Source organism: Streptomyces sp. NPDC007907 (assembly GCF_042959365.1).
GTDB lineage: Bacteria > Actinomycetota > Actinomycetes > Streptomycetales > Streptomycetaceae > Streptomyces > Streptomyces indiaensis.
On sequence record NZ_JBIBKR010000008.1, the window covers coordinates 217,138 to 239,549 of the forward strand.

At 72.2% G+C, this 22,412-nt stretch carries 16 protein-coding genes and 2 pseudogenes; 5 read left to right on the forward strand and 13 right to left on the reverse strand.

The features are described from left to right. Positions 1 to 30: 30 nt before the first annotated feature. The 3 genes from ACFZDI_RS30545 to ACFZDI_RS30555 all read right to left on the reverse strand — a co-directional run bounded on the left by ACFZDI_RS30545 (position 31) and on the right by ACFZDI_RS30555 (position 2,826). Positions 31 to 1,932 (reverse strand): caspase family protein, encoded by a 1,902-nt coding sequence (locus tag ACFZDI_RS30545; RefSeq protein WP_391254846.1) that lies wholly within the window; start codon positions 1,930 to 1,932, stop codon positions 31 to 33. Continuing rightward, positions 1,929 to 2,321, reverse strand: a complete 393-nt coding sequence (locus ACFZDI_RS30550; RefSeq protein WP_234846417.1) for a hypothetical protein — start codon at positions 2,319 to 2,321, stop codon at positions 1,929 to 1,931. Before ACFZDI_RS30550 ends, ACFZDI_RS30545 begins: the two co-directional genes overlap by 4 nt. A gap of 187 nt (positions 2,322 to 2,508) precedes the next feature. Continuing rightward, on the reverse strand, positions 2,509 to 2,826 hold the full coding sequence (locus ACFZDI_RS30555) for a hypothetical protein (RefSeq protein ID WP_391254849.1): 318 nt from the start codon (positions 2,824 to 2,826) through the stop codon (positions 2,509 to 2,511). Positions 2,827 to 3,025: 199 nt separating this feature from the next. On the opposite strand from ACFZDI_RS30555, the gene ACFZDI_RS30560 reads away from it, so the two are divergent. Continuing rightward, positions 3,026 to 3,976: a M43 family zinc metalloprotease gene (locus ACFZDI_RS30560; protein ID WP_391254851.1), complete on the forward strand. Its 951-nt coding sequence runs from the start codon at positions 3,026 to 3,028 to the stop codon at positions 3,974 to 3,976. A gap of 82 nt (positions 3,977 to 4,058) precedes the next feature. Here ACFZDI_RS30560 and mgt read toward each other — a convergent pair. The 5 genes and pseudogenes from mgt to ACFZDI_RS30585 form a co-directional block, all read right to left on the reverse strand. Beyond that, positions 4,059 to 5,258: pseudogene (gene mgt / locus ACFZDI_RS30565) on the reverse strand (macrolide-inactivating glycosyltransferase); the annotation flags it as partial. 59 nt (positions 5,259 to 5,317) lie between these two features. Beyond that, positions 5,318 to 5,656, reverse strand: a pseudogene (locus ACFZDI_RS30570) (rRNA adenine N-6-methyltransferase family protein); the annotation flags it as partial. A 91-nt stretch (positions 5,657 to 5,747) separates the two neighbouring features. Beyond that, the gene (locus tag ACFZDI_RS30575) at positions 5,748 to 7,022 is read right to left on the reverse strand and encodes an extracellular solute-binding protein (RefSeq protein ID WP_391254853.1); all 1,275 of its coding nucleotides are present in this window, start codon (positions 7,020 to 7,022) and stop codon (positions 5,748 to 5,750) included. After that, positions 7,022 to 7,855, reverse strand: a complete 834-nt coding sequence (locus tag ACFZDI_RS30580) for an ABC transporter permease subunit (protein ID WP_391254857.1) — start codon at positions 7,853 to 7,855, stop codon at positions 7,022 to 7,024. The genes ACFZDI_RS30575 and ACFZDI_RS30580 overlap by 1 nt, the downstream gene beginning before the upstream one ends. After that, positions 7,852 to 8,823 carry an ABC transporter permease subunit gene (locus tag ACFZDI_RS30585; RefSeq protein WP_391254860.1) on the reverse strand — a complete coding sequence of 324 codons (972 nt, stop codon included), beginning with the start codon at positions 8,821 to 8,823 and terminating at the stop codon, positions 7,852 to 7,854. The genes ACFZDI_RS30580 and ACFZDI_RS30585 overlap by 4 nt, the downstream gene beginning before the upstream one ends. Positions 8,824 to 8,982: 159 nt before the next feature. Here ACFZDI_RS30585 and ACFZDI_RS30590 point away from each other — a divergent pair, with 159 nt between their 5' ends. Further along, positions 8,983 to 9,846: a phosphotransferase gene (locus ACFZDI_RS30590; RefSeq protein WP_391254864.1), complete on the forward strand. Its 864-nt coding sequence runs from the start codon at positions 8,983 to 8,985 to the stop codon at positions 9,844 to 9,846. On the opposite strand, the gene ACFZDI_RS30595 is transcribed toward ACFZDI_RS30590, so the two are convergent. From ACFZDI_RS30595 to ACFZDI_RS30610, 4 genes are all read right to left on the reverse strand, one after another. Next, positions 9,806 to 10,585 (reverse strand): 3'-5' exonuclease, encoded by a 780-nt coding sequence (locus ACFZDI_RS30595; RefSeq protein ID WP_234846424.1) that lies wholly within the window; start codon positions 10,583 to 10,585, stop codon positions 9,806 to 9,808. The two genes, ACFZDI_RS30590 and ACFZDI_RS30595, sit on opposite strands and share 41 nt — an antisense overlap. Positions 10,586 to 10,716: 131 nt before the next feature. Then, a complete protein-coding gene (locus tag ACFZDI_RS30600) occupies positions 10,717 to 11,958 on the reverse strand; it encodes an SAV2148 family HEPN domain-containing protein (RefSeq protein WP_391254866.1) in 1,242 nt (413 codons plus the stop codon). 100 nt (positions 11,959 to 12,058) lie between these two features. Beyond that, positions 12,059 to 13,378, reverse strand: a complete 1,320-nt coding sequence (locus ACFZDI_RS30605) for a copper amine oxidase (RefSeq protein WP_391254869.1) — start codon at positions 13,376 to 13,378, stop codon at positions 12,059 to 12,061. Between the two features lie 57 nt (positions 13,379 to 13,435). Beyond that, the gene (locus tag ACFZDI_RS30610) at positions 13,436 to 14,266 is read right to left on the reverse strand and encodes a Tat pathway signal sequence domain protein (RefSeq protein WP_391254872.1); all 831 of its coding nucleotides are present in this window, start codon (positions 14,264 to 14,266) and stop codon (positions 13,436 to 13,438) included. Positions 14,267 to 14,445: 179 nt separating this feature from the next. On the opposite strand from ACFZDI_RS30610, the gene glgX reads away from it, so the two are divergent. The 3 genes from glgX (at position 14,446) to ACFZDI_RS30625 (ending at position 20,929) form a co-directional block, all read left to right on the forward strand. Next, positions 14,446 to 16,596 (forward strand): glycogen debranching protein GlgX, encoded by a 2,151-nt coding sequence (glgX, locus tag ACFZDI_RS30615; RefSeq protein ID WP_391254874.1) that lies wholly within the window; start codon positions 14,446 to 14,448, stop codon positions 16,594 to 16,596. Between the two features lie 108 nt (positions 16,597 to 16,704). Beyond that, a complete protein-coding gene (gene treY / locus ACFZDI_RS30620; protein ID WP_391254877.1) occupies positions 16,705 to 19,074 on the forward strand; it encodes a malto-oligosyltrehalose synthase in 2,370 nt (789 codons plus the stop codon). Between the two features lie 604 nt (positions 19,075 to 19,678). Further along, entirely contained in the window at positions 19,679 to 20,929 is a 1,251-nt protein-coding gene (locus ACFZDI_RS30625; RefSeq protein ID WP_391254881.1) for a M14 family zinc carboxypeptidase, read from the forward strand. 100 nt (positions 20,930 to 21,029) lie between these two features. Here the strand turns inward: ACFZDI_RS30625 and ACFZDI_RS30630 are convergent, their stop codons facing one another. Then, positions 21,030 to 22,376: a M14 family zinc carboxypeptidase gene (locus ACFZDI_RS30630; RefSeq protein WP_234846431.1), complete on the reverse strand. Its 1,347-nt coding sequence runs from the start codon at positions 22,374 to 22,376 to the stop codon at positions 21,030 to 21,032. Positions 22,377 to 22,412 lie beyond the last annotated feature (36 nt).

Consider the following 22,412-nt stretch of genomic DNA (forward strand, 5'->3'; position numbering starts at 1 on the left):
CCGAACCGGGCGTGCTGCTGCGGCGGTTGGTCACCATTTGCCGCTGCCCATCAGGTAGGTGATGCCCGCGAGGACGGCCAGGATCAGCACCGGGATCGCCATGCCCTTCGCGACGGCGGTCAGCGTGTGCGTACCGCTCACCGCCTGCTTCGTGTAGTGCTCGTCCCGGGCGCCCAGATCGTGGCGGGCGAACGCGCCGACGGCCAGCGCCGCCGCGCCGGTGATCAGACATACGATGAGCGGGGTGAGCGCTCCCTGCTCGCGGAGGTTGTCCTCGACGTTCCCGTTCACCCCTGCGTCGCCCCGCTCCACGAGGGCCACCACCGTCCTCTGGAGGGACAGGACGAGCGTGGCGACCGCCGTGACGGCGAGGGCCAGGGCGGCAGCGGCCAGGGCGGGAGCGCGCCGGATCGGGGATGGCCGGTCCTTCTTCTCCTGGTGCGCAGGGGGCGGGGACGGTTTCCGGGGCTGTGGCCGGTGTGCGGCGGCCGGGGGCGGCCTCTGGGGCTGGGGCGGAACGCGGGGAGGCTCGATGATCACGGTGTCCCGCTTGTCGGCCGGTCCGGGCGCCGGCCCCGGAGAGCCACCGGAGCCACCGGAGCCGCCGGAGCCGCCGGAGCCGCCGGAGGGGCTGGGTTGCCCGGGTTCGGGCACGTCGCGGCCGGGAGCCGGTGCCGGTGCCACCTCCGCCTCGACGTGGATCACTGCCTCGTCGGCCACCCCCTTCAGGACGACGTCGCCGGACAGGCGCCCCTCCGCGGCCGTCTCGACCCGGATCTCCAGACCGTCACGGGTCGGATCGACCCTGATCCACGACTGGTGGGGCTGAGCCACGCAGTGACGGGCGAGCGGTGGGCCGTACAGGGTCACGGACCGCTTCTCAGGGGGCGCGCCCCTCGGCACCAGGCCGAAGTCCAGGTGGTCCGGGGACGGGGCCAGGCGGATCTCGCTCAGAGCCTCGGACGCCAGATCGGCGATCTGCTGGATGTCGTTGCGCGCGACGTCCTCCAAGTGCCTGCGCGCGCCTTCCGCCACGGACAGCTCCGTGTGCCGCAGCCGTTTGCGCAGCTCCAGTACGGCGCCCTGCCGGGTGAGGACCTCGTCGCTGGCCAGGGCGGTCTGCAGGGTGGCCGGCGAGGGGATGGTGACGATCTTGATGCGGCCGCGCCGACTGTGCGCCAGGTGCAGCTCCCCTTGCAGCTCCGCCGACTTCTTCGGCGTCTGATGGGGGTTCTGGTCCCGTACGTGTCGGTAGACGTACTCGTACAGGTCGTCGAGGGAGACGTTCCCGTCCGCATCGAGGTCGGCCTCGCCGGTCTCCAGGCCTTCGACCACCGCGTGCGTGAACACCGAAGGCCGGGCGGCGGAGTTCTCGGCGAGTTCGTTGCCCTCGAAGGAGTACTCCATGGAGTCGGACGCGGTGATGACGGCCCAGCCCCGCCCGCTGACCGGCTCGTCCTTGGCGAACGACTCGAGGACGTTGACCTCTCCGGTGGCACGCACGGAGGCCGAGCCCCGGGAGAAGGCGCCGCCGTAGCAGCAGTCGAGGAACAGGACGCTGCGGCCCGCCCGGGTGGCGGACATGCAGCCACGGACGAACTGGGAGGGGACAGCGGTGGCCGCCAGCAGCGGGGGTTCGGTGTCGCTCGCCGCGAAGTACAGTTCGCCGGACTCGCTCTTGAGGCCGTGGCAGGAGAAGTGCAGCAGGAGGGTGTCGGCGCGGCGGCGGTCGTTGAAGAAGCCCTGGATGCGCCGGCGCATGACGTCGGCCGAGGCGTTGTGCACGACCTCGACCTCGAAGTCGCCGATCTGCGGGTCGTGCAGCACCCGCTCGAGGGCCGCGGCGTCCTGGGCGGGCGCCCTGAGCTTCTTGAGCCCCTGGTCGGCGTACCGGTCGTTGGCGATGATCAGCGCGTGTCGGGTGTCGGTCATGGCTCGGCTCCGGCCGGGGAATGACGCGCGACGAAGATCTCGAATGCCTGGGCGACCTGGTCGTCGGTCGCCTCGGACACCTCCAGGACGTCGTCCCCCATCCGCAGGTGCACGGTCTGGCGGGTGTCGTGGCGCCGGCCCATCCACGACCGGATCACGGTGACCACCTGGTTCAGGGCGGTCGCCGAACTGCCCAGGGTCACCAGCAGGGCACCGATCTGGGTGACGTCCACGGCCCGCGCTCCGGGCGGGACCTCCCCGCCGGGCAGGGCGGTGACGTCGTCCACGTCGAGATCGAGCAGTTCCTCACGGAGATAGCCGGTCAGCTCCGCGACGCGTTCGGCTTCCGCGTCCTCTTCGGTGAGGAGGACGTGCAGTTCGTTCTCCACCGGTTCACCCCTTCGTTCGTGCTCGTCGGGGTGGCGCGGAGTCGGAGTGTCGGTGGGCTCCACGTCATCGGTTCCAGTCTCCGCCGCTCGGAGCAGGGTGACAAGTCGCGCGGAGAGGAACGCACTTGACGGCTCGACTGTACGTTTACGCCTTCAACTTGCGAGGGCAACGGCCCGCGAGCAGGCATTACACCAGCCGACGCACCTGGAGCACCTGATCGTCGCAGCGCACGATCTCCAGCTCCCGGTCCGGACGCGCGCCCCCGAAGGTCAGGACGAGGTGACGGTCCGACACCAGGCGCCAGCGACCGGGCACGGCGCCCGGGGCGTCACCGCGGCCCAGCGGATGGTCGACGACGGTGCCGTCCGAGACGAACTCCATGCCCCGGCGCCCCCGCGCGGGCGGGAAGGGGAAGTCCTCCGGCCGGTAGACCCGCACGTCCTCGTGGTCCTCCTCATAGGAGTGGAACCAGGAGCGGAACAGGTCCGGTGAGGGCTCTCGCATGACACGGCCCCCCTCGCTCGCCCGACGGCATTCACCGTGCCGCTCTTACACCGAAGTGACTAGAATTATCAGTGTATGGGTTCGCAGGGAACGGGCAACCGACCGCTCCGCCCGGCGTCGCCCGGCCCTCGCGGCGCGTGTGAGACGCGCAGGTCCGCAGCCGCGTGCGCGGCACCCCAGCTCCCCCGAGGGACACGCCATGTCCGATGCGCAGGCATTCCTTCGCGCCACTTCGCCCGACTACAGCCGCTGGTGCGGCGCCATGGAGGTCCACCGCAGACTCCTCACCCTGAACCCGGAGTACGCCGAGAACCGGGCCCTGATCGAGAACACCGCGTTCGCCTACGAGTCGATGGATCAGGTCACCGCCCGGCAGGGCCTGATCGACATCCCCGTCGTCGTGCACGTCGTGCACAGCTCCCCCGAGCAGAATGTGAGCGACGCCCAGATCCACAGTCAGATCGACGTGCTCAACCGGGACTTCCGCGCGAGCAACCCGGACGTGAGCCAGGTGCCCGCGGTCTGGCAGGACCTGGTGGCCGACGCCCGCCTGCAGTTCCACCTCGCCCGCACCGACCCGCTGGGCCGCCCCACGGACGGCATCACACGCACCGAGAGCGCGGTCGACGACTGGGACACCGACGACCTGGTCAAGTTCAGCCTGAGCGGGGGCCAGGACGCCTGGCCCGCGGACATCTACCTGAACCTCTGGGTCTGCCAGTTGCGCCGCGGGCTGCTGGGTTACGCCCAGTTCCCGGGCGGCGCGGCCTCCACGGACGGCGTGGTCGTCACCCACACCGCCCTCGGGACCACCGGTACCGCGACGGCGCCCTTCGACGGCGGTCGCACGGCCGTGCACGAGATCGGGCACTGGCTGAACCTGCGGCACATCTGGGGCGACGACGACGAGGGGTGCAGCGGCAGCGACTTCGTCGCGGACACTCCCAACCAGGCCGGGGCGAACACCGGCAGGCCCGCCTTCCCCCATGTGACGTGCAGCAACGGGCCCGACGGCGACATGTTCATGAACTACATGGACTACACCGACGACGCCGCGATGTTCATGTTCACCAAGGGCCAGTCGGCGCGCATGGACGCCACGCTCGACAACGCCCGCCTGACCCTCACGCGCCAGGCGGTCGCGGTGTGACGACGACCTGACGCGCCGGGGCGGAGGGCTTCCCGGCACGCCCCTGTGTACGCCGGTGCGCCGTTGCGGCTGTGCTCGACCGGCCTCGTGCGGCGGCCAGTTCGGCCTCGATGAGGTCGGCCGCGCGCCATGTGCCGCCCTCCCGGGCCGCCTCCGCCCCGAGTTCCTCCAGACGCCGGGCGACCTGCGGGTCGTCGAGCAGGGCGAGGGCCGCCGCGCGCAGCGTCTCCCCGGTCGCCTCCTCGGTGGGGACGCAGCGGGCGACGCCGAGACCCGTGAGCGTCTCCGCGTTGCCGAACTGGTCCGCGGCCTGCGGTACGGCGATCATCGGAGTGGCGGTGGCGAGGCCTTCCTGACTGCCGCCCATGCCCGCGTGCGTGACGAACAGGTCGGCCTGCTTCAGGATCGCCAGCTGCGGCACCCAGGTGTGCACCTCGACGTCGGCCGGGACGTCCGCGAACTCGGCCGGGTCGATGTGCTTGCCGATCGAGAGCACCAGGTGCCAGCCGGGCAGGTCGCCGAACGCCTTGACGCACTCCCGGTAGAAGCCGGGCTGCTTGGTGAACGCGGACCCGAGGGAGACGAGCACGACCTTCTCGGCGCCGGCCGGCCGCTGCCAGCCGCCCTCGGCGGTGCGGTCGCCCTGGCAGGCTCCGACGAAGGAGTACACGCTCTGGTCGACGCGCTCCGCGTTCGGCTGGAGCGCCTTGGGGAGCAGGACGATCGAACGGTCGGGCCGTCCCCCGAAGTCGTCGGGGTGCCGGTCGATCCCGTTGTCCTCCAGCCAGGCCTGGAAGCGGGCGTAGTAGGCCTGCCCCCGTTCGGTCTTCTTCGGCTCCTCCCACAAGGGCCGGGCGACCTCCTCCTCGTACCCCTCCCAGGCGACCATGGCCGGCGAGAGGGAGACCGCGGGGACGCCCCAGCGGTGGGCGAGCACACGGCCCGGGTAGGAGGCGATGTCGTGCAGGACGAGGTCCGGCTCGTCGCCCTTGTAGGCCTCGATCAGCTGCGGGAGGGCCTGGATCGCGTCGTCCAGGAACGGCTCGACGTTGTCCAGCAGGGTGCTCCCCCACGCCTCCGGGTCGTCGTCGGGCGAGGGCAGGATCGAGGTCCACGGCTTCACCTCGGCGCCGGTCTCCGCGGCCTTGTCGGCGAAGACCGGCGGGATCGCGTAGGTCACCCGGTGGCCACGCGCCACGAGTTCACGGATCACCTCCAGACTCGGGTTCACGTGGCCGTGGGCGGCGATGGAGAACATGGCGATGTGGGCGCGACTGGTCATGCGCCGAGACTAGACGAGACGAGACGTCTCGTGCAATGTCTTTACGCCTCCTCTGTGCTCTACGAGGTCGGCACGTCGTGCAGGCGCAGCCATTGCGCCGGAGTCACCTGGCCCACCAGCACGCCCGCATCCAGCCGCGCCACCCGGAACGCGGCGTCCACCCGCCGCCTCGGATGAGCCCGGCGCAGCGAGGTGTGCTGTGAGCCGCCCACCCCGGAGAAGCCCAGTTCGACCAGGGAGCACCGACTGCGGAAGGCGTCGTCGAGCAGCGGGGTCCCGCGCCGCTCCAGGCGCAGCACGCCGGCGTCCACGCGCGGCACCGACCGGAAGTTGCGCCGCCCGACCCGACCGAGCAGCCGCCACTCGAGGCGGGGCCGGCTCCGGACCGTCAGCGGAGATGTAGATCGCGTTGATACCCACGGGCAGCACGCCAAGGGCTGCCCGAGCGCGCCGACAACGGGTTTTCGCCGGTTCAGCGCTGGTAGCGGTTCAGCGCTGGTAGCGGGCCAGCACCAGGTTGCCGTCCCGCTCCAGACGCCGGCGCAGCTCTCCGATGCCGATCGCCCCGCTGTAGTACTCCTGGAAGGCGGGCGTGGCGACCTTGTCCTTCCACTCCGGGTAGCCGCGTACGGACTGGGCCGGTGCCGGTCTCAGGTGCTCGGCGAGGGCCGTGCCGATGTCCCAGCCGTCCTTGTGCCGGCGCAGGGCGGGGTCCTTCAGGGCCTGCCGACCGGTGGGCAGCATCCAGTCGCCGAGGGCGAGCCGGACCATGTTCGCCGGTCGGAGGAAGAATGCGAGGAACTGCGCGGCTTCCTTCTTGTGCCGGCAGTCCTCGGCGATGGAGAGCGTCTGCGGGCTGACGCCCTGAATGAGCCCGTCCGCGCCCGCCGGGGCGGGCAGCACCTGCCATGCGAAGCCCTTCGGGGCCTGCTGCGCGATCTGCTGGCGGTAGGAGAAGCCGAGCGGGACCATCGCGTACCGGCCCGCGAAGAAGCCCGGCAGCGTGTCGGAGCCACCGCTGCCCAGGGTCGTCGGCGAGGCGCTGCGGTCGGTGTTCGCCTGGGCGTGGACGGTGCGCGGCACCACCTCCTCGGCCGCCCCGAACCGGACCGTCACCTTGCCGTCCGGGCCCCGGTGGAAGAGCTGTCCGCCCGCCGACAGGGAGAGGTTGAGCGTGGCGGAGACGGGCTCCTTCAGGGGCCAGGCGACGCCGAACCTGCCCGGGCCGCTGAGGCGTTCGGTGATCCCGCGGAACTCCTCCCAGGTCCACGGCTGTTCGGGAGTGGGTATCCGCGCTCCGGACCGTCGCAGCCATGTGGCGTTGGCGATCAGCACGCGCGGTTCCTGGAGGAACGGGACGCCGTAAACGCCGTTCCCGAAAGTGGTCGTCTCCCAGCTGCGCCGCGGGATGTCCGACGTGAGCCGCGCGGGCAGCAGCTCGGTGAGGTCGGCCAGGTAGCCGCCGTGGGCGAAGTCGGCGAGGTCGTCGGAGGCGTCGTGGACGATGTCGGGTGCCTCGCCGCCCTCGAAGGCGGTGAGGAGCTGGTCGTGGACGCTGTCCCAGGAGCCCTGGACGTACTCGACCCGGACGTCGGGGTGGGTGGCGTTCCACTCCCTCACCAGCTGCTTGTTGACCTCGACGGACTCCTCCTGCCAGGCCAGGGACTGGAAGCGCAGCGTGATCCGGCCGTCGTCACGGGTGCCGCCGGCGGAGCAGCCGCCGAGCAGCAACAGCAGGACCAGGGCCAGCAGGCGGGTGCGCATCAGTTCTTCACCGCCCCGGTGAGCATGCCGCCGGTGATCCGCCGCTGGATGAGCGCGAAGACGACCAGGGAGGGCAGGGTCGCGAGGAACGCGGCCGCCGCGAGCGGGCCCAGGTCGGCGACGCCCTCGGCACCGATGAAGTGGGTGAGGACCACCGGAAGGGTCTGCTTCTCCGGTGTCTTGAGGAGCACGAGCGCGAAGAAGAACTCGTTCCACGCGGTGATGAACGCGAACAGTCCGGTCGCCACGATGCCCGGCGCGAGCAGCGGCGCGGTCACCGACACCAGCGTCCGCACCCGGCCCGCCCCGTCGACCGCCGCGGCCTCCTCCAGCTCGGGTGGCACGGCCCGTACGTAGCCGGCGAGCATCCACAGCGCGAAGGGCAGCGCCCACACCACGTACACCAGCACCAGCCCCGGCACGGAGTCGATCAGGCGGAGGTTCTTCAGGACGAGGAAGAGCGGGATGATCAGCAGGACGAAGGGGAACGCCTGGCTGACGACCACCCAGCCCGTCACGGCCGTGGCGAGCCGGGTGCGGCGCCGGGCGAGGACGTAGGCCATCGGTGTCGCGATCAGCACGGCGACGACCGCGGCCGCGAGCGCGGCGGCCAGGGAGTTGAAGGCGGCGTGCAGCAGCGGTTGTTCGGCGAAGGCCTGCCGGAAGTTGTCGAGGGTGGGCTCCTCGGGGATCCAGGTGGGGTGCAGGCTGCCGAGCTCGCGCGGCGGCTTGAACGCGGTGGAGACCAGCCAGAGGAACGGGAACGCGAGGAAGACCAGATAGGCGAGCAGCGCGGCGTACCGGCCGACGCGGGCCGGGAGTGCGGTCCTCACGTCCGGTCACCTCCCCTGAGGCGGCCGGCGAGGAAGACGGCCAGGGCGATCGAGATCACGGCCACCATCACGCAGCCCATCGCCGCCGCGTAGCCGAACTGCCCGTACCGGAAGGCCTCTTCGTAGGCGAAGAGCATGGGCAGCCGGGTCCGGCCGCCGGGGCCGCCGTTGGTCAGCACGTAGACCAGGGCGAAGGAGTTGACGTTCCAGATGAGGTTGAGCGCGGTGATGGCGAGGGCGATGGGCCTGAGGGCGGGCCAGGTGACCGTACGGAAGCGGCGCCAGGCGCCGGCGCCGTCGACCGCGGCCGCCTCGTGCAGTTCGCGCGGGGTGTTCTGCAGCCCGGCGAGCAGCGCGACCGTCGTCTGCGGCATACCCGCCCAGACGCCGACCACGATCACCGCGGGCAGCGCGGTCGCCAGTCCGCTGAGCCAGTCCCGGCCGACGCCCAGACCGAGGTCGCGCAGGGTCTCGTTGAGGATGCCGGCGTCCGGGTGGTAGACGAGCCGCCACATGACGCCGACGACGACCTCGGGCATAGCCCAGGGGACGATCGCGAGGGCGCGGGCCAGCCAGCGCAGTCGCAGGTCCTGGTTCAGCAGCAGCGCGAGGCCCAGCGCGAGCAGGAACTGCGGCACGGTCACCCCGACCGCCCACACCAGCCCGACCCGGAACGACTCCCAGAACAGCGTGTCGTGCAGCAGGTCCCGGAAGTTGAGGGCGCCGATCCACTGTGTGGGCTCGGTGCGCCCCGACTGGGCGTCGGTGAAGGCCAGCAGGATGCCGTACAGCAGCGGCCCGACGCTGAGGACGAGGATGGGGATCAGGGCCGGCAGCACCAGGAACCAGGCACCGTGGTCGACGTCGGCCCCGGGCCGGTCCGGGCCGGGTCTGCGACGGGCCCGCCACCCCGGCGGCGAGGGCGGTGAGGGTGGCGAAGGGGATGCGGCCTCGGTCACCGATGTCACGGAATCAGCCCCTCTGCACGGCTCGCCGGCCCGGTCATGCTCGTGCAGGCCTGCTGCCTCGTCAAGGCACCGCGTACACCGTCCGACCTGTGCCGATGCGACACTGGCCGGTGGATGGCCCAAACCCGACGGCCGGGGCGTGGACGACGGAGGCGGACGATGGACGAGGCACGGGCGCGGGACGTACTGGACGCGGCAGGGGTGCTGCCCGGTGCGGTCCGCGAGGCGCGGCTGCTCGCCCTGGGCGAGAACGCGGTGTTCGCCGCCGGTGACCTGGTCGTCAAGGTCGGCCGCGACGCCGAGCTCCTCGGCCGGGCGCGCCACGAACTGGACGTCGCGCAGTGGCTCGCCGACGCGGGTGTGCCGGCGGTGCGGGCGGCCGAGCCGCAGGCGCTGCTGGTCGACGGGCATCCCGTGACGGTCTGGCACCGGCTGCCGGACGCCGTACGGCCCGCCGAGCCGCGGGATCTGGCCGAACTGCTACGGATCGTGCACGCCACGCCGCTTCCTCCCTTCGCACTCCCGGCCCGCGATCTGCTGGGCGGGGTGGAGCGATGGCTGCGGCTCGCGGGGGACGCGATCGATCCCGCGGACGCGGCGTATCTGCGCGAGCGGCGGGACGGGTTCGCCGACCGGGCCGCCGCGCTCACGCCGCATCTGCCACCGGGGCCGATCCACGGGGACGCGCTGCCGCGCAATGTGCACATCGGACCCGACGGGCCCGTGCTGGTGGATCTGGAGACGGTGTCGGTGGATCTGCGGGAGCACGATCTCGTGGTGATGGCGCTGTCCCACGACCGGTACGGGATGCCGGACGAGGCGTACGCGTCGTTCACGGAGGCCTACGGCTGGGACGTACGCGGCTGGGAGGGCTGCGGTGTGCTGCGCGGAGCCCGGGAGACGGCCAGTTGCGCGTGGGTGGCTCAGCACGCGCCGGGCAACCCGAAGGCGCTGGCCGAGTTCGAACGGCGGGTGCGGTCCCTCAGGGACGGGGACGAGACGGTGCGGTGGTACCCGTTCTGACGGCCGGCGAGCCCTGTCGGACCGGTTCGCCGGGCAACTCCCGCAGGGGCCAGGCCCCGTCGACCGAGGCGGTGGGGTCGCCCTTGCCGCGCAGGAAGCTCTGGAAGTCCGCCGCCCACTGCGCGTACCACTCGACCTGACGGTGGTGCAGGGCCGCCGGGCCGAGCATGGCGATCTTGGGGTGGCGGTCGGCTATCGCACCCGCCAGGAGGGCCGCCGCGAGGGCGTCGGCCATGGCGTCGTGGGCGGTGTCGAGGACGACGCCGTACTCGGCGCAGACCGCTTCCAGGTTGCGTTTGCCGCGGCGGTAGCGGTCGACCTGCCGATCGATGGTGTACGGGTCGATGACCGGGGCCGGGTCCGCGCCGCCCAGGCGGTCCCGCAGGGACGGCAGACCGTGGCGCCGCAACTCCGCGGAGAGCAGCGTGAGGTCGAACGTCGCGTTGTAGGCGACGACCGGGACGCCCGACTTCCAGTAGGAGGCGAGGACGTCCGCGAGGGAGTCCGCCACCTGGTCGGCCGGTCTGCCCTCGGCCGCCGCGCGCTCGTTGCTGATGCCGTGCACCGCCACGGCCTCCTCGGGGATCGGCACTCCCGGGTCGGCCAGCCATTCGCGGCGGCCCATCGGCTCTCCGCCCCTGACCTCGATCACGGCCCCCGTGACGATGCGCGCCTCGCGCGGATCCGTACCCGTCGTCTCCAGGTCGAAGCCGACCAGCAGCTCCCGGTGCCAGCCCATGGGCGGTCCCCCTTCTTGTGGTGCGTTCCCCCAGTGGTCCCCACCTTCGCATGCGCCACTGACAATCAGAGGATCGCGTTCCGCTCACGCCCGGCGGCAGGCCGGAGAACCACCGCGCACCGGAGCGCAGTTCATGACACCGGCCGCGAATCCGCCCACATCACCTCGAACTCCTCGCGATAGGTGGGGAAGAGGCCACTTTCGTCCGCCTCACCCGACTTCACCACCTTGCTGCCGTTACGCAGCACGAACACCGGCGCCTCCATGCCCCGGGTCCGGCGCAGATAGTTCTGCACGACAGCGATGCCGTCCGCGCCGTCGCCGTCCACCAGGTACGCCGTGAAGCGGGGCGTCTCGTCGAAGACCTGGATCTCGAAGGCGCCGGGGTCGCGCAGCCGGGCGCGCACCCGGCGCATGTGCAGGATGTTCATCTCGACGGCCCGGCTGAGTTCGCCGCGCTTGATGCCCAGTTCGCGCTCGCGGCGCTTGACCGCGCTGGAGGCCGGGTTGAGGAACAGCAGCCTGACCCGGCAGCCGGCTTCGGCCAGCCGCACCAGACGCCGGCCGGAGAAGTTCTGCACGAGCAGGTTGAGGCCGATGCCGATGGCGTCGAGGCGGCGTGCGCCGCCGAAGATGTCCTCGGCCGGGAACTGCCGCATCAGCCGCACCCGGTCCGGGTGGACGGCGACGACGTCGGCGTACCGGTCACCGACCAGGTCCTCGACCGCGTCGATCGGCAGCCGGCGCGCCGAGGGCACGTCACCGCCCGCGCCGAGCATCTCCAGCAGCCGGGCGGAGGCCCGCTCGGCCTGGTTCAGCACGGCCTCGGACAGGGCCCGGTTGCGGGAGACGACGTTGCGGGTGACCTCCAGCTCGTCCAGGGCGAGTTCGACGTCCCGCCGGTCGTCGAAGTACGGCTCGAAGCAGGGCCAGTGCTGCACCATCAGCTCGCGCAGCTGCGGCAGGGTGAGGAAGGACAGGACGTTGTCGTCCGCCGGGTCGAGGAGATAGCCCTTGCGGCGGCTGACCTCGCGGACCGCCACCGCGCGCTGCACCCACTCCTGGCCGGCCGGTCCGGCGGCGGCCACCACCCAGTCCTCGCCGTGCACGGGTTCGTACACGGGCCGCAGCACGGCGGCGACGACCGCGCGCAGCCGCTGTTCGACGAGGTTCAGCCAGATGTAGGCCCGGCCGGCCCGCTGGGCGCGGGTGCGCACCTCGCGCCAGGCGTCGGCGTTCCAGTCCAGTTCCGGACCGATCGAGCCCGTCGCGTCCATCGGCCGCGCCAGGGACACGGCTCCGGTCGGGACATCTGTGGAGTTCCCCTCGTGACCCTCGTCACCAGGGGGCAGCTCCAGCCCTCCCGAGCCCACCCGCGCACCGCCTTCCGCTCCCCCGCACTGCCCTTGTCAACGATCAAGGAAGGGTACTCCGGGAGCGGTCGGCGATGCAGCCGGATGGGCAGGCTGATTCTCAACCCCGGGGCCGCCAGTGCCCGTTCTGCCATCCGAGCTCGGCCGGAGTGAGCGGATTCATGGCCGTGACGTCGCGCGGGACGATGGAGAATCCCTGCCAGTGGACGGGCATGGGCTGCTGGTCCTCGTCCCGGGCTATGTGGTGGAAGCCGATGTTCGTCCAGAGGACCGGGTGGGTCAGGGTCTGCCCGTTCACCCACTTGTCGACGGACTTCCCGGCGCCCGCACCGCAGGCTCCCGGGTTGTTGCTGGCGAAGAGTTCGCACTTGTTGTACTGCGTGACGTACACGTCGTGCTTGGTGTAGCCGCGTCCCGGGTACCTGGTGGTGGGTCCGGGGACGATCTCGTAGGAGCGCGCGTGTCCGTCCTTGTTCTTGCCGGTGGCGCTGACCACGCGCCACCACCGGTAGCTCTTGCTGTCTCCGGCCAGCTCCTTGGTGACCTTGGTGCGGGTCGTCCTGACGGTGGGCGCGCGCTGTCCCCGGGTGGGGGCGGCGACGGTGGAGTCGTACTGCTCGACCTTGTTCTTGGTGGAGCCGTCCAGGGCGAAGTCGAGCCGCCAGAAGACGTTGTGGCTGTGGCTGGTGGCCTTGGCCGCGCTCGCGCCCTTGCCGATGGGCCAGCCCCGGCCGTCGCCGGCGTCGTAGTCGTCCCAGGACAGACTGCCGGTCGCGCCGACGTTCATGGTGATCGTGCCGTCGTCCTGGAAGCGCCACTCGGTCATGTACTCGTACCAGCCGACCTGGTTCACCGTGTAGACGAGCAGGTCCTTGCCCTCGGCCTGGTAGACCTTGTTCGCGGTGTCGCCCTGCATGCGGTAGGCGTGGCCGCGGGAGCGGGTGGTGGTGCACAGGCCCTTGACGTTCGGGTCCTCGTTCCAGGAGTCCGGGACCTTGACCGTCTTGATGGCGCCGCCGGGGCACTCGCCGGGCGCCAGGTTCATCAGGCCCTGGGCGAAGTCGAAGCCGGTGAGGTCGTCGTACTCGACGTTGCCGTCGTCGTAGGGGACGTGGATCTGGCCGAGGCGGGCGCTGTTGAGGACCTTGATCGGTTTGGGTTCGCCCTTGGGCTGGTACGCGATGTCGTCCAGGACGAGGCCGGCCTTGCCGTCGTAGCGCCAGCACATCCGCCAGGTGGTGCCGGAGGAGAGCTTCTGCTCGATGCGGTAGGCGGCGCTGCAGTCGGCGGCCGGGGCGGGAGCGGCCTGGGGCCGGGCGGTGGCGGGTCCCGCGCCGGCCGTGGCCCCCGCGGCCAGCGCGGCCACGGTCAGGCCCACGGCCGCCCGGGTGCGGGCCTTGGTGTTGCTGTTCACGCGCATGACGAGATGACTCCCAGACGAGGAGGAGCGAGGTGGACGGTGGGTGAAACGGGCGGCTCAGCGGTCGAGCCGGGCGACCTTGCGGGCGCTCAGGTCGATCACCAGCGACCTGGCGTCGACCCACGGTCCGTTCTTGATCTTCGGGAAGAGCCGGACGCAGCGGTGCTCTCCGCACTGGTCGAGCGCGGCGGGCTGGGCGCCCGGCGCGGCCCGGTAGACGGCTCCGCTGAGCTGGAGCTGGTCGGGCGAGGTGAGTGCCTTGCCGGTGGCGTCCTGGTAGTCGGCCTTCAGACCCGAGCCGAGCGGGTCGGCGAGCAGCAGGCCGGCCGCCTCGGCCTTCTCGGCGCGGCTCAGCGGCGGCTGGACGCCGTGCTGGGTGTCGGTGTGCACCACCTTGCCGGTGCCGAGGTCGACGGTCCGGGTGACGAGGGTGTCGTCCCGGTAGTCGTAGAAGGTCACGTCGGCGCGCCGGGGCGCGTCCGGCCCGGCGGCCCCGTCGGCCTCGGGTTCGGCCAGGTCGACGCCGAGTCGCTGCGGGCCGCGTTCCCCGTCGACGCTCTCACTGCTGCCGAACAGCTGCCGGCTGAGGGCGATCTTCCCGGCTCGCTCCAGCTCGTCGTCGGTCAGCGGATCGCTGCCCTCGCCCTTCCGCCCCTCGGCAGGGGCCTCCTCGACGACACCCGGTGCCACGGCCCGGCCGCCCGCCCCCGCGGCGCCCGCCCCCGCGGCGCCGGCCTCCTGCGCGGCGGACCGGCCCGTCCGGGTCCCGCTGTCGTCCGCCCCCGCCGTGCCGGGCAGGGTCACCGCCACCATCACGGCGGTCCCGGCCACCGCGATGGCGGTACCGGCCACCATCTTCCCCAGGTGGCGGTGCACTATGTTGCGCACGTCTTCCCCCTACTCCCCCAAGCCCCGGGAGTATGCGTCGGCCCCATTGGTTTGGCATACCGCGTATGCACTGGTCACTCGATAAGAGGGAGATAAGTCATAGGAGGTTCCCTCACTTTCGGGGAGACTCGGGACCAAGGCGTCCCCACCGGCGCCGCACACCTGAAAGAGTCGTAGACATGCAGGTCTGGCCTGGCGAGGCGTATCCACTCGGTGCCACGTACGACGGCGCCGGTACCAATTTCGCGGTCTTCACGGAGGCCGCGGACCGAGTAGAGCTGTGTCTGCTGCACGACGACGGCTCGGAGACGGCGATCGAGCTCCGCGAGAGCGACGCGTTCGTCCGGCACGCGTACGTGCCCGGCATCATGCCCGGGCAGCGGTACGGGTTCCGGGTGCACGGGCCGTACGCACCGGAGCACGGGCTGCGGTGCAACTCCGCGAAGCTGCTCCTCGATCCGTACGCACGTGCGATCAGCGGTTCGATCCGCTGGGGCGAGGAGGTCTACGGCTACCACTTCGACGATCCCGACCGGCGCAACGATCTCGACTCGGCGCCGCACACCATGACGTCGGTCGTGGTCAACCCCTACTTCGACTGGGGCGACGACCGCCGCCCGCGCACCGAGTACCACCACACGGTGATCTACGAGGCCCACGTCAAGGGCCTCACCATGCGGCACCCGGGCCTCCCGGAGGAGCTGCGCGGCACGTACGCGGCCCTCGCGCACCCGGCGATCATCGAGCACCTCACGGAGCTCGGGGTCACGGCCCTGGAGCTGATGCCCGTGCACCAGTTCGTGAACGATCACCGGCTGGTCGACATGGGCCTGAACAACTACTGGGGCTACAACACCATCGGCTTCTTCGCCCCGCACAACGCCTACGCGTCCTGGGGGGACCGGGGCCAGCAGGTGCTGGAGTTCAAGTCCGCGGTGAAGGCGCTGCACGAGGCCGGGATCGAGGTGATCCTCGACGTGGTCTACAACCACACCGCCGAGGGCAACCACCTGGGCCCCACCCTGTCCTTCAAGGGCCTGGACAACCCGCGCTACTACCGGCTGACGGACGACCCCCGCTACTACATGGACACGACAGGGACAGGGAACTCCCTGCTCATGCGCTCGCCTCACGTGCTCCAGCTGATCATGGACTCGCTGCGGTACTGGGTCACGGACATGCACGTCGACGGGTTCCGCTTCGACCTGGCGGCGACACTCGCCCGGCAGTTCCACGAGGTGGACCGGCTGTCGTCGTTCTTCGACCTGGTGCAGCAGGACCCGGTGGTCTCCCAGGTGAAGCTGATCGCCGAGCCGTGGGACGTGGGCGAGGGCGGCTACCAGGTGGGGAACTTCCCGCCGCTGTGGACCGAGTGGAACGGCAAGTACCGGGACACCGTGCGCGACCTGTGGCGGGGCGAGCAGCGCACGCTCGCGGAGTTCGCCTCGCGGCTGACCGGCTCGTCCGACCTGTACCAGGACGACGGGCGCCGCCCGCTGGCCTCGATCAACTTCGTGACCTGCCACGACGGCTTCCCGCTGCACGACCTGGTGTCCTACAACGACAAGCACAACGAGGCCAACGGCGAGGACAACCGGGACGGCGAGAGCCACAACCGGTCCTGGAACTGCGGCGTCGAGGGCGAGACCGACGACCCCGAGGTGCTGAAACTGCGGGCCCGGCAGATGCGGAACTTCATCGCGACGCTGATGCTGTCCCAGGGCGTGCCCATGATCAGCCACGGCGACGAGTTCGCCCGCACCCAGCGCGGCAACAACAACGCCTACTGCCAGGACAACGAGATCTCCTGGGTCGAGTGGCCCGAGAACGACGAGGACACCGAGGGCGGCGAGGACGCGCGGGGCGGTGCGAACACCGGGCTGCTGGACTTCACCCGCGCGATGGTGTGGCTGCGCCGCAACCACCCCGTCTTCCGCCGCCGGCGCTTCTTCCACGGACGGCCCGTGGAGGGCACGCACGACGACCTATCCGACATCGCCTGGTTCACCCCGGACGGCCGGGAGATGACCCAGCGGGACTGGGACTCGGCGCAGGCGTCGGCGCTGACGGTGTTCCTCAACGGCAACGCGATCTCCGAGCCGGGCGCGCGCGGGGAGCGCATCACCGACGACTCGTTCCTGCTGATGTTCAACGCCTCGCCGAAGCCGCTGGAGTTCGTCGTCCCGGTCAACCACGGGCGGCAGTGGGAAGTCGTGGTCGACACCGCCCGCGCCGAGGGGGTGCCCTCGGACACCGGCTCCAAGGTGCAGGCCGGTGACCGGCTGACCCTGGCGGACCGGAGCATGACGGTGCTGCAGCGGCCCGTGTGACCGCCAGGCGCGTGCGCGTCGTCCGGAAAGCCACTCGTCCGGGCGACGCGCGGCGCACCTGCCGCGCGGGATGACACGAACGGCGGCAGGGCGGGTACGTACGTTTCCATGACACCTGAGCGACTTGACCCGGTGGTGCCCACGGCCACGTACCGGCTGCAGCTGCAGCCCGAGTTCCCGTTCGGAGCAGCCGCGGCCGTCGTGCCGTACCTGGCCTCGCTCGGCGTCTCGCACCTGCACCTGTCCCCCGTCCTGGAGGCGGTGCCGGGCTCGATGCACGGGTACGACGTCGTCGACCACGCGCGCGTGCGCGCGGAGCTGGGCGGCGAGGAGGGGCTGCGGTCGCTGGCGCGCACCACGCGCGAGCACGGCCTCGGACTGGTGGTGGACATCGTCCCGAACCACATGGCCATGGCCCCGCGGCACAACCGCGCCCTGTGGGAGGTGCTGCGGGAGGGCCCGAAGTCGCCGTACGCGCGGTGGTTCGACATCGACTGGGAGGCGCAGGACGGCCAGGTGCTGCTGCCGGTCCTCGGCGGGCCGCTGGCCGAGGTGCTCGACGAGCTGCGCGTCGACGGTGACGTGCTGCGCTACTACGACCACGTCCTGCCGCTGCGGGAGGGCACCGAGGACCTGCCGCTGCCGCACCTGCTGGACGCGCAGTGGTACCGCCCGGTGTGGTGGCGGCTGGCCCGCACCGAGCTCAACTACCGGCGGTTCTTCAGCATCTCGGAGCTCATCGGGGTGCGGGTGGAGGACCCGGAGGTGTTCGAGGCCACCCACGACAAGATCCTCGGACTGCTGCACGAGGGCGTGATCGACGGGCTGCGCGTCGACCACCCCGACGGGCTCGCCGACCCCGGCGGCTACCTCCGCCGGCTGCACGAGGCGACCGGGGGCCGCTGGACGGTCGTGGAGAAGATCCTCGCCGACGGCGAGCACCTGCCGGCGTCCTGGCCCGTCGCCGGGACCACCGGCTACGACGCCCTGCGGCACGTGGACGGGGTGTTCACGGACCCGGCAGGGTTCGGGGACCTGCTGGGGCGGTACCGGCGCTTCGCGGCCCCGCAGACGGACCGCGGCGGGCAGTGGGAGGCGACGGTGCGCAGGGCGGCGTACAAGGTCCTCACGCACGAGCTGGCGACCGAGACCGACCGCCTCACCCGGGTGGTGAGCCGGCTGTGCGCGACCTCCCCGGAGCCCGCCCTGCGCGACCGCGCGCCCTGGGCGCTGCGCACCGCCCTCCAGGAGCTCCTGGTCCGTATGGAGGTCTACCGGCCCTACGAGTCCTCCGACGCCGCGTCCGTGGTCACCGAGGAAGCCGCCGCCGAGGCCCGGCACGCCTTCGCCGTCCCCGAGGAGGCCGGGGCCGTGGACGTGGTGCGGGACCTGGTGCTGGGACGCTACGGCGACGAACCCGCGCAGCTGGAGTTCCGGACGCGGTTCGCGCAGACCTCGTCGGCGCTGCGGGCCAAGTCCGTGGAGGACACCGCGTTCTACCGGTACGTGCCCCTGCTGTCGGCGACCGAGGTGGGCGGCAACCCGGGTGCTCCGGCCCTGTCGCCGGAGGAGTTCCACGCGTACTGCACGCGCGTGCAGCGCGACTGGCCGGTCACCGGCACGGTCGCGACGACGCACGACACCAAGCGCAGCGCGGACGTCCGGGCGGCGTTGCACGTGCTCACCGAGTGCCCGGACCGCTGGGCGGACGTGCTCACGGAGGTGACCCGGACCGGGGAGGGCGTGCCGGACGCACAACTGGCGTGGGCGGCCTGGCAGACGGTGTTCGGGCTGGGACCGGCCCCGGAGGCGCTGGAGCGGGTGCGGGGGGCGCTGCTGAAGCACGTGCGGGAGGCGGGCCTGTACACGAGCTGGACCGAGCAGGAGCCGTCGTACGAGGATGCGGTGGCGGCTTTCGTGGCGGCCGGGCCGTGCGGGGCGCCGGGTGAGCGGATCGCCGCGTTCAGGGAGTCGCTGGCGCCGCACATCCGGGCCAACGTGCTGGGCACGGCCCTGGTGCAGCTGACGATGCCGGGCGTCCCGGACGTGTACCAGGGCACGGAGGCGGAGTACCGGGCGCTGGTCGACCCGGACAACCGGCGGGCGGTGGACTTCCCGCCCCCGGAGTCCGGCAGCACCTCCGGGGAGAAGACGGAGGTGACACGGGCGGCACTGGGGCTGCGGGCCCGGCGGCCCGGCTCCTTCGGTGACACGGCGACGTACATGCCGCTGCCCGCCGAGGGACCGGCGGCGGCGCACTGCCTGTCCTTCGTCCGCTCCGGTGCGGTGCTGACGGCCGTGACCCGGCTGTCGCTGCGGCTGGCGGAGGCGGGTGGCTGGCGGGACACGCGGCTGCCGCTGCCGCCGGGCCGCTGGGCGGACGTGCTGCGGCCCGGGCGCGAGTTCTCCGGGCACGCGCGCGTGGAGGAACTGTTCGCCGAGCTGCCGGTGGCGTTGCTGGAACGGGCGGGTGACTGAGCTCGGGCGACCTCGGGGCCGTCATGCGGGCGGTCCTCCTGGACGGGAGTCCCGAGGTCAGGCGACTGCGGGGCCGCCTTCGGGGCAGTCCTCGTAGACGGGCAGCGGAGCTCGCAGGCTGCGGCAAGGCCGTCCGCAGCAGGTCGACGAACCGCTCCGCCACGCCGGTCGGCGGCAGGCTCCGGCAGGGTCACCGACGTCCGGCCCGCGAAGCGGTCGTCGAAGGGCACCACGAGCACGATCTCCTCCTCGCCGACCGGGACGACGGGGCCCGGCGAGATCGACGGTGCCGCGCGCGATCCGCTCCTCCAGCGCCTTGTGGCGTGTTCGTGGAGGTGCACCGCCATGCGGGGGTGGGCGGCGCGTCGGCCGGTCGTCGGCTGGGACGCCGAACCGTCCGACGTGGCCCGGCACGTCCACCCACACCCGACGCTGTCCGAGGCGGTCGGCGAATGTTCCTCACCCTGGTGGGGCGGGGGTTGCACCAGCAAAGAGCGGTGGGCCGTGCTTCCGGGCGCCCCCTGGGGGCTCCCCGGTCGCGCCCTTGACACCGCACCATGGCCGTGGGGTACTGCGATGGCGAACTCGGGCGGATGTGACGGGGGTGAGTGTCCTGCCGGAGCTGCGCTACCCGACGGTGACCGAACAGGTCTCAGCTGCCCGGGCGTTGTCCGCCCAGCGTCCCGGCGTGTGCACCCTGCGGCAGGTGGGCACCTCACGCGCGGGCAGGCCCCTGCACCTGCTGTCCGTGGGCCGCGCCCGCCGTGCCGTCCTGGTGGTCGCGGGTGCCCACGCCAACGAGCCGACCGGCTCCTGCACCCAGCTCGACCTCGCCCGGCGGGTCCTGGAGCAGCGGGAGTTGCGCGACGGCGTCTCCTGGCACTTCCTGCTGTGCGCGGACCCCGACGGGGCAAGCCTGCACGTGACGCCGGCACCGCGCAGCCTCTTCGACTACCACCTGGGGTTCTTCCGGCCCGCCGGCCCGGAACAGCCCGAGTGGGCGCCCTCGGTGCTGCCGCCGGACCGGCTGCCGCCCGAGACCCGGGCCCTGACGGGTGTCATCGACGAGCTGCGCCCCTACCTCCAGGTCACCCTGCACGGCACGGACCTGGGCGGTAGCTGGGTGCAGCTGACGCGGGACGTGCCCGGGCTGGCGGAACCGTTCGCGAAGTCCGCGGCCGAGCTGCACATCCCGGTGGAGACCGGCGCCTCCGACGCGGCCGGCTGGCCGGCGTCCGGGCCGGGCGTGCACGTGATGCCGGCGCCGGGGATCGGGCCCGCGTACCCGAGCCTGCCGGACGACGCGCGGCACAGCACCTGGTACCACGCCCACCGCTACGGCGGACTGACCGCGGTGGTCGAAGTGCCGATGTGGGCGAGCGACCTGGTGGACGACCCGGCTCCGCATCCGGCTCCGGCGGCGGCGATCGGGCGGCTGGCCCGTCGGCTGCAGCGTGACGCGCTGGAGGTGACGCGCGTGCTCGACCACGCGCTGCCCCGGCTGGCGGATCTGGACGGTCCGTTGCTGCGGGCCGCCCGATGGGGGCTCGAGCTGGTTCCGGGCCTGGCCTCCGACCTGCTGCACATCCCGCCCGCCGATCTCACCCGGGCGTACGTCGGCAGTGTGGACGCGTTCGCGCGGCGTGTGCCGCTGCGGGCGGCGGCCATGCTGCTGCGGGTGCTGCGGGGCACCGACGACCGGGCGGCGAAGCAGCTCGAAGAACTCGTGTCGACGTGGAGCGACGCCTTCGCGGAACGATTCCGGGCCCGCTGGGTGCCCTTGGAGCACCAGGTGGAGCACCAGTCCCGCACGGTCGTCGCGGCGGCGCTGCACGCCCGTGAGAGGGCGTGGTAGGTCCCATGCGGGGACGCGCCGGGCACCGCCGATGCCCACAGGCAGGCAAGCGGGCGGAACAAGGGCCGGGGTGCGGCCCGACGGCCGCCGGCCTCCCGGCTCAGTCGCGCTGCATCGGCACCGGCTCACCCGGCTCCGGACACGCGCGCGCGTGCCGGCCGGCCAGCTCGAACGCGGCGATCACCACGCGGGCCTGGTACTCCGCCTGGCGGGCGACCGGGATCCAGCGCGCCCCGAAGCCGTCGCGGTAGTCGGCGCACCACTGGTCGATCAGCCGGTCCAGCTCCGGCAGCACCCCGGCCGGGTCGCGGCCGGCGGCACGGACGAGCCGGTGCAGCAGTCCCGCCGTGCGCAGCGCGAGCCGCCGCCCGGAGATGCGCAGGGCGACCAGATGGGCGGTGCTCAGGGGCGGCAGGGGATGGGCCGGGCTGTCGCCGGTGTCGGGGTCCCAGGCGTCGGCGAGGCCGGGACAGACCAGGAGGTAGTCGTCGACCGGGGCGAGCAGACGGGCCGCGTCGGGCACGGTGGCGAGGTGCGGGCGGATCAGGGTCAGGAGGTGCCGCAGGAGGCCCGCGTCATGGCGCAGGGTGCGGCTGACGGCCCGGAGCACGGCGTCCCGGTCCACGGGCGGTGAGCTGTCCGCCACCGCCGTCACGCCCCACATGGGCGCCTCGACGACCGCGGTGACGGTGCCGTGCCGGTAGGGGTGGAACCAGGTGGACTCGACGGCGGCCTCGGTGATGGCCGCGAGCAGATCGGCCCGGCGCGGCGGCGGGATCCGGTAGACGGCGGGTCCGAGGCCGGGCCAGTACAGGGCGTCGTACGCGCCGAGTTCGCGGGGGATGCCGAGCCGGGCGGCGATGTGGCTGAGGCGCCGGTCGAGGCCCGGCAGGTCGTGGGTGAGTTCGACGAAGCCGCCGCCGACGTCGACGCCGTGCAGGGAGCACTGGAGGAACGGGCGCAGCTCGTCCTGGAGGTCGAGCAGTGCCCGGGTCTCCGGCAGGGCGGCGCCGGCCGCGCCGTCGGGCAGCCACTCGGGCTGCTCCAGGAAGCCGGGCCGGAAGAAGTTCCGGACATAGTGGCCGAGGGTGTACGGGCCGGACAGCCAGCCCTCGTTGCGGCGCGAGCCGTCCGGGTCGAGGCACAGCAGCAGGTTCCAGGTGGCGTCGGCTCCCTCGGTGAGCCGCGGGTCGGCCAGGGCCCGCTCGGCCAGACGCAGCACGGTGGCGCCGCCCACCGGTTCGTTGGCGTGCGGGCCGGCGACGACCAAGGCCTGGCGGCTGCCGTGCCCCACGGAGAGCAGCCACATGGGGCTGCCCGCGCGGGAGGTGCCGATCCGGCGCAGCCGGGCGTCACGCGGGTGGCGGGCGACGAGGGCGGCGGCCCGGGTGCCCAGTTCGTCGACGGTCGGGTAGCGCAGCAGGGGCGGCAGGGCACACCTCCCCAATGCGGTGCCGTCGGTTCACCAGGTGTAGATGGTGTA

Bases quoted from the DNA above. Each gene is read 5' to 3' on its own strand.
- ACFZDI_RS30545 (WP_391254846.1), bottom strand. From the start codon at position 1,932: ATGACCGACACCCGACACGCGCTGATCATCGCCAACGACCGGTACGCC.
- ACFZDI_RS30555 (WP_391254849.1), bottom strand. From the start codon at position 2,826: ATGCGAGAGCCCTCACCGGACCTGTTCCGCTCCTGGTTCCACTCCTAT.
- ACFZDI_RS30560 (WP_391254851.1), top strand. From the start codon at position 3,026: ATGTCCGATGCGCAGGCATTCCTTCGCGCCACTTCGCCCGACTACAGC.
- ACFZDI_RS30575 (WP_391254853.1), bottom strand. From the start codon at position 7,022: ATGCGCACCCGCCTGCTGGCCCTGGTCCTGCTGTTGCTGCTCGGCGGC.
- ACFZDI_RS30590 (WP_391254864.1), top strand. From the start codon at position 8,983: ATGGACGAGGCACGGGCGCGGGACGTACTGGACGCGGCAGGGGTGCTG.
- ACFZDI_RS30595 (WP_234846424.1), bottom strand. From the start codon at position 10,585: ATGGGCTGGCACCGGGAGCTGCTGGTCGGCTTCGACCTGGAGACGACG.
- ACFZDI_RS30605 (WP_391254869.1), bottom strand. From the start codon at position 13,378: ATGCGCGTGAACAGCAACACCAAGGCCCGCACCCGGGCGGCCGTGGGC.
- glgX (WP_391254874.1), top strand. From the start codon at position 14,446: ATGCAGGTCTGGCCTGGCGAGGCGTATCCACTCGGTGCCACGTACGAC.
- treY (WP_391254877.1), top strand. From the start codon at position 16,705: ATGACACCTGAGCGACTTGACCCGGTGGTGCCCACGGCCACGTACCGG.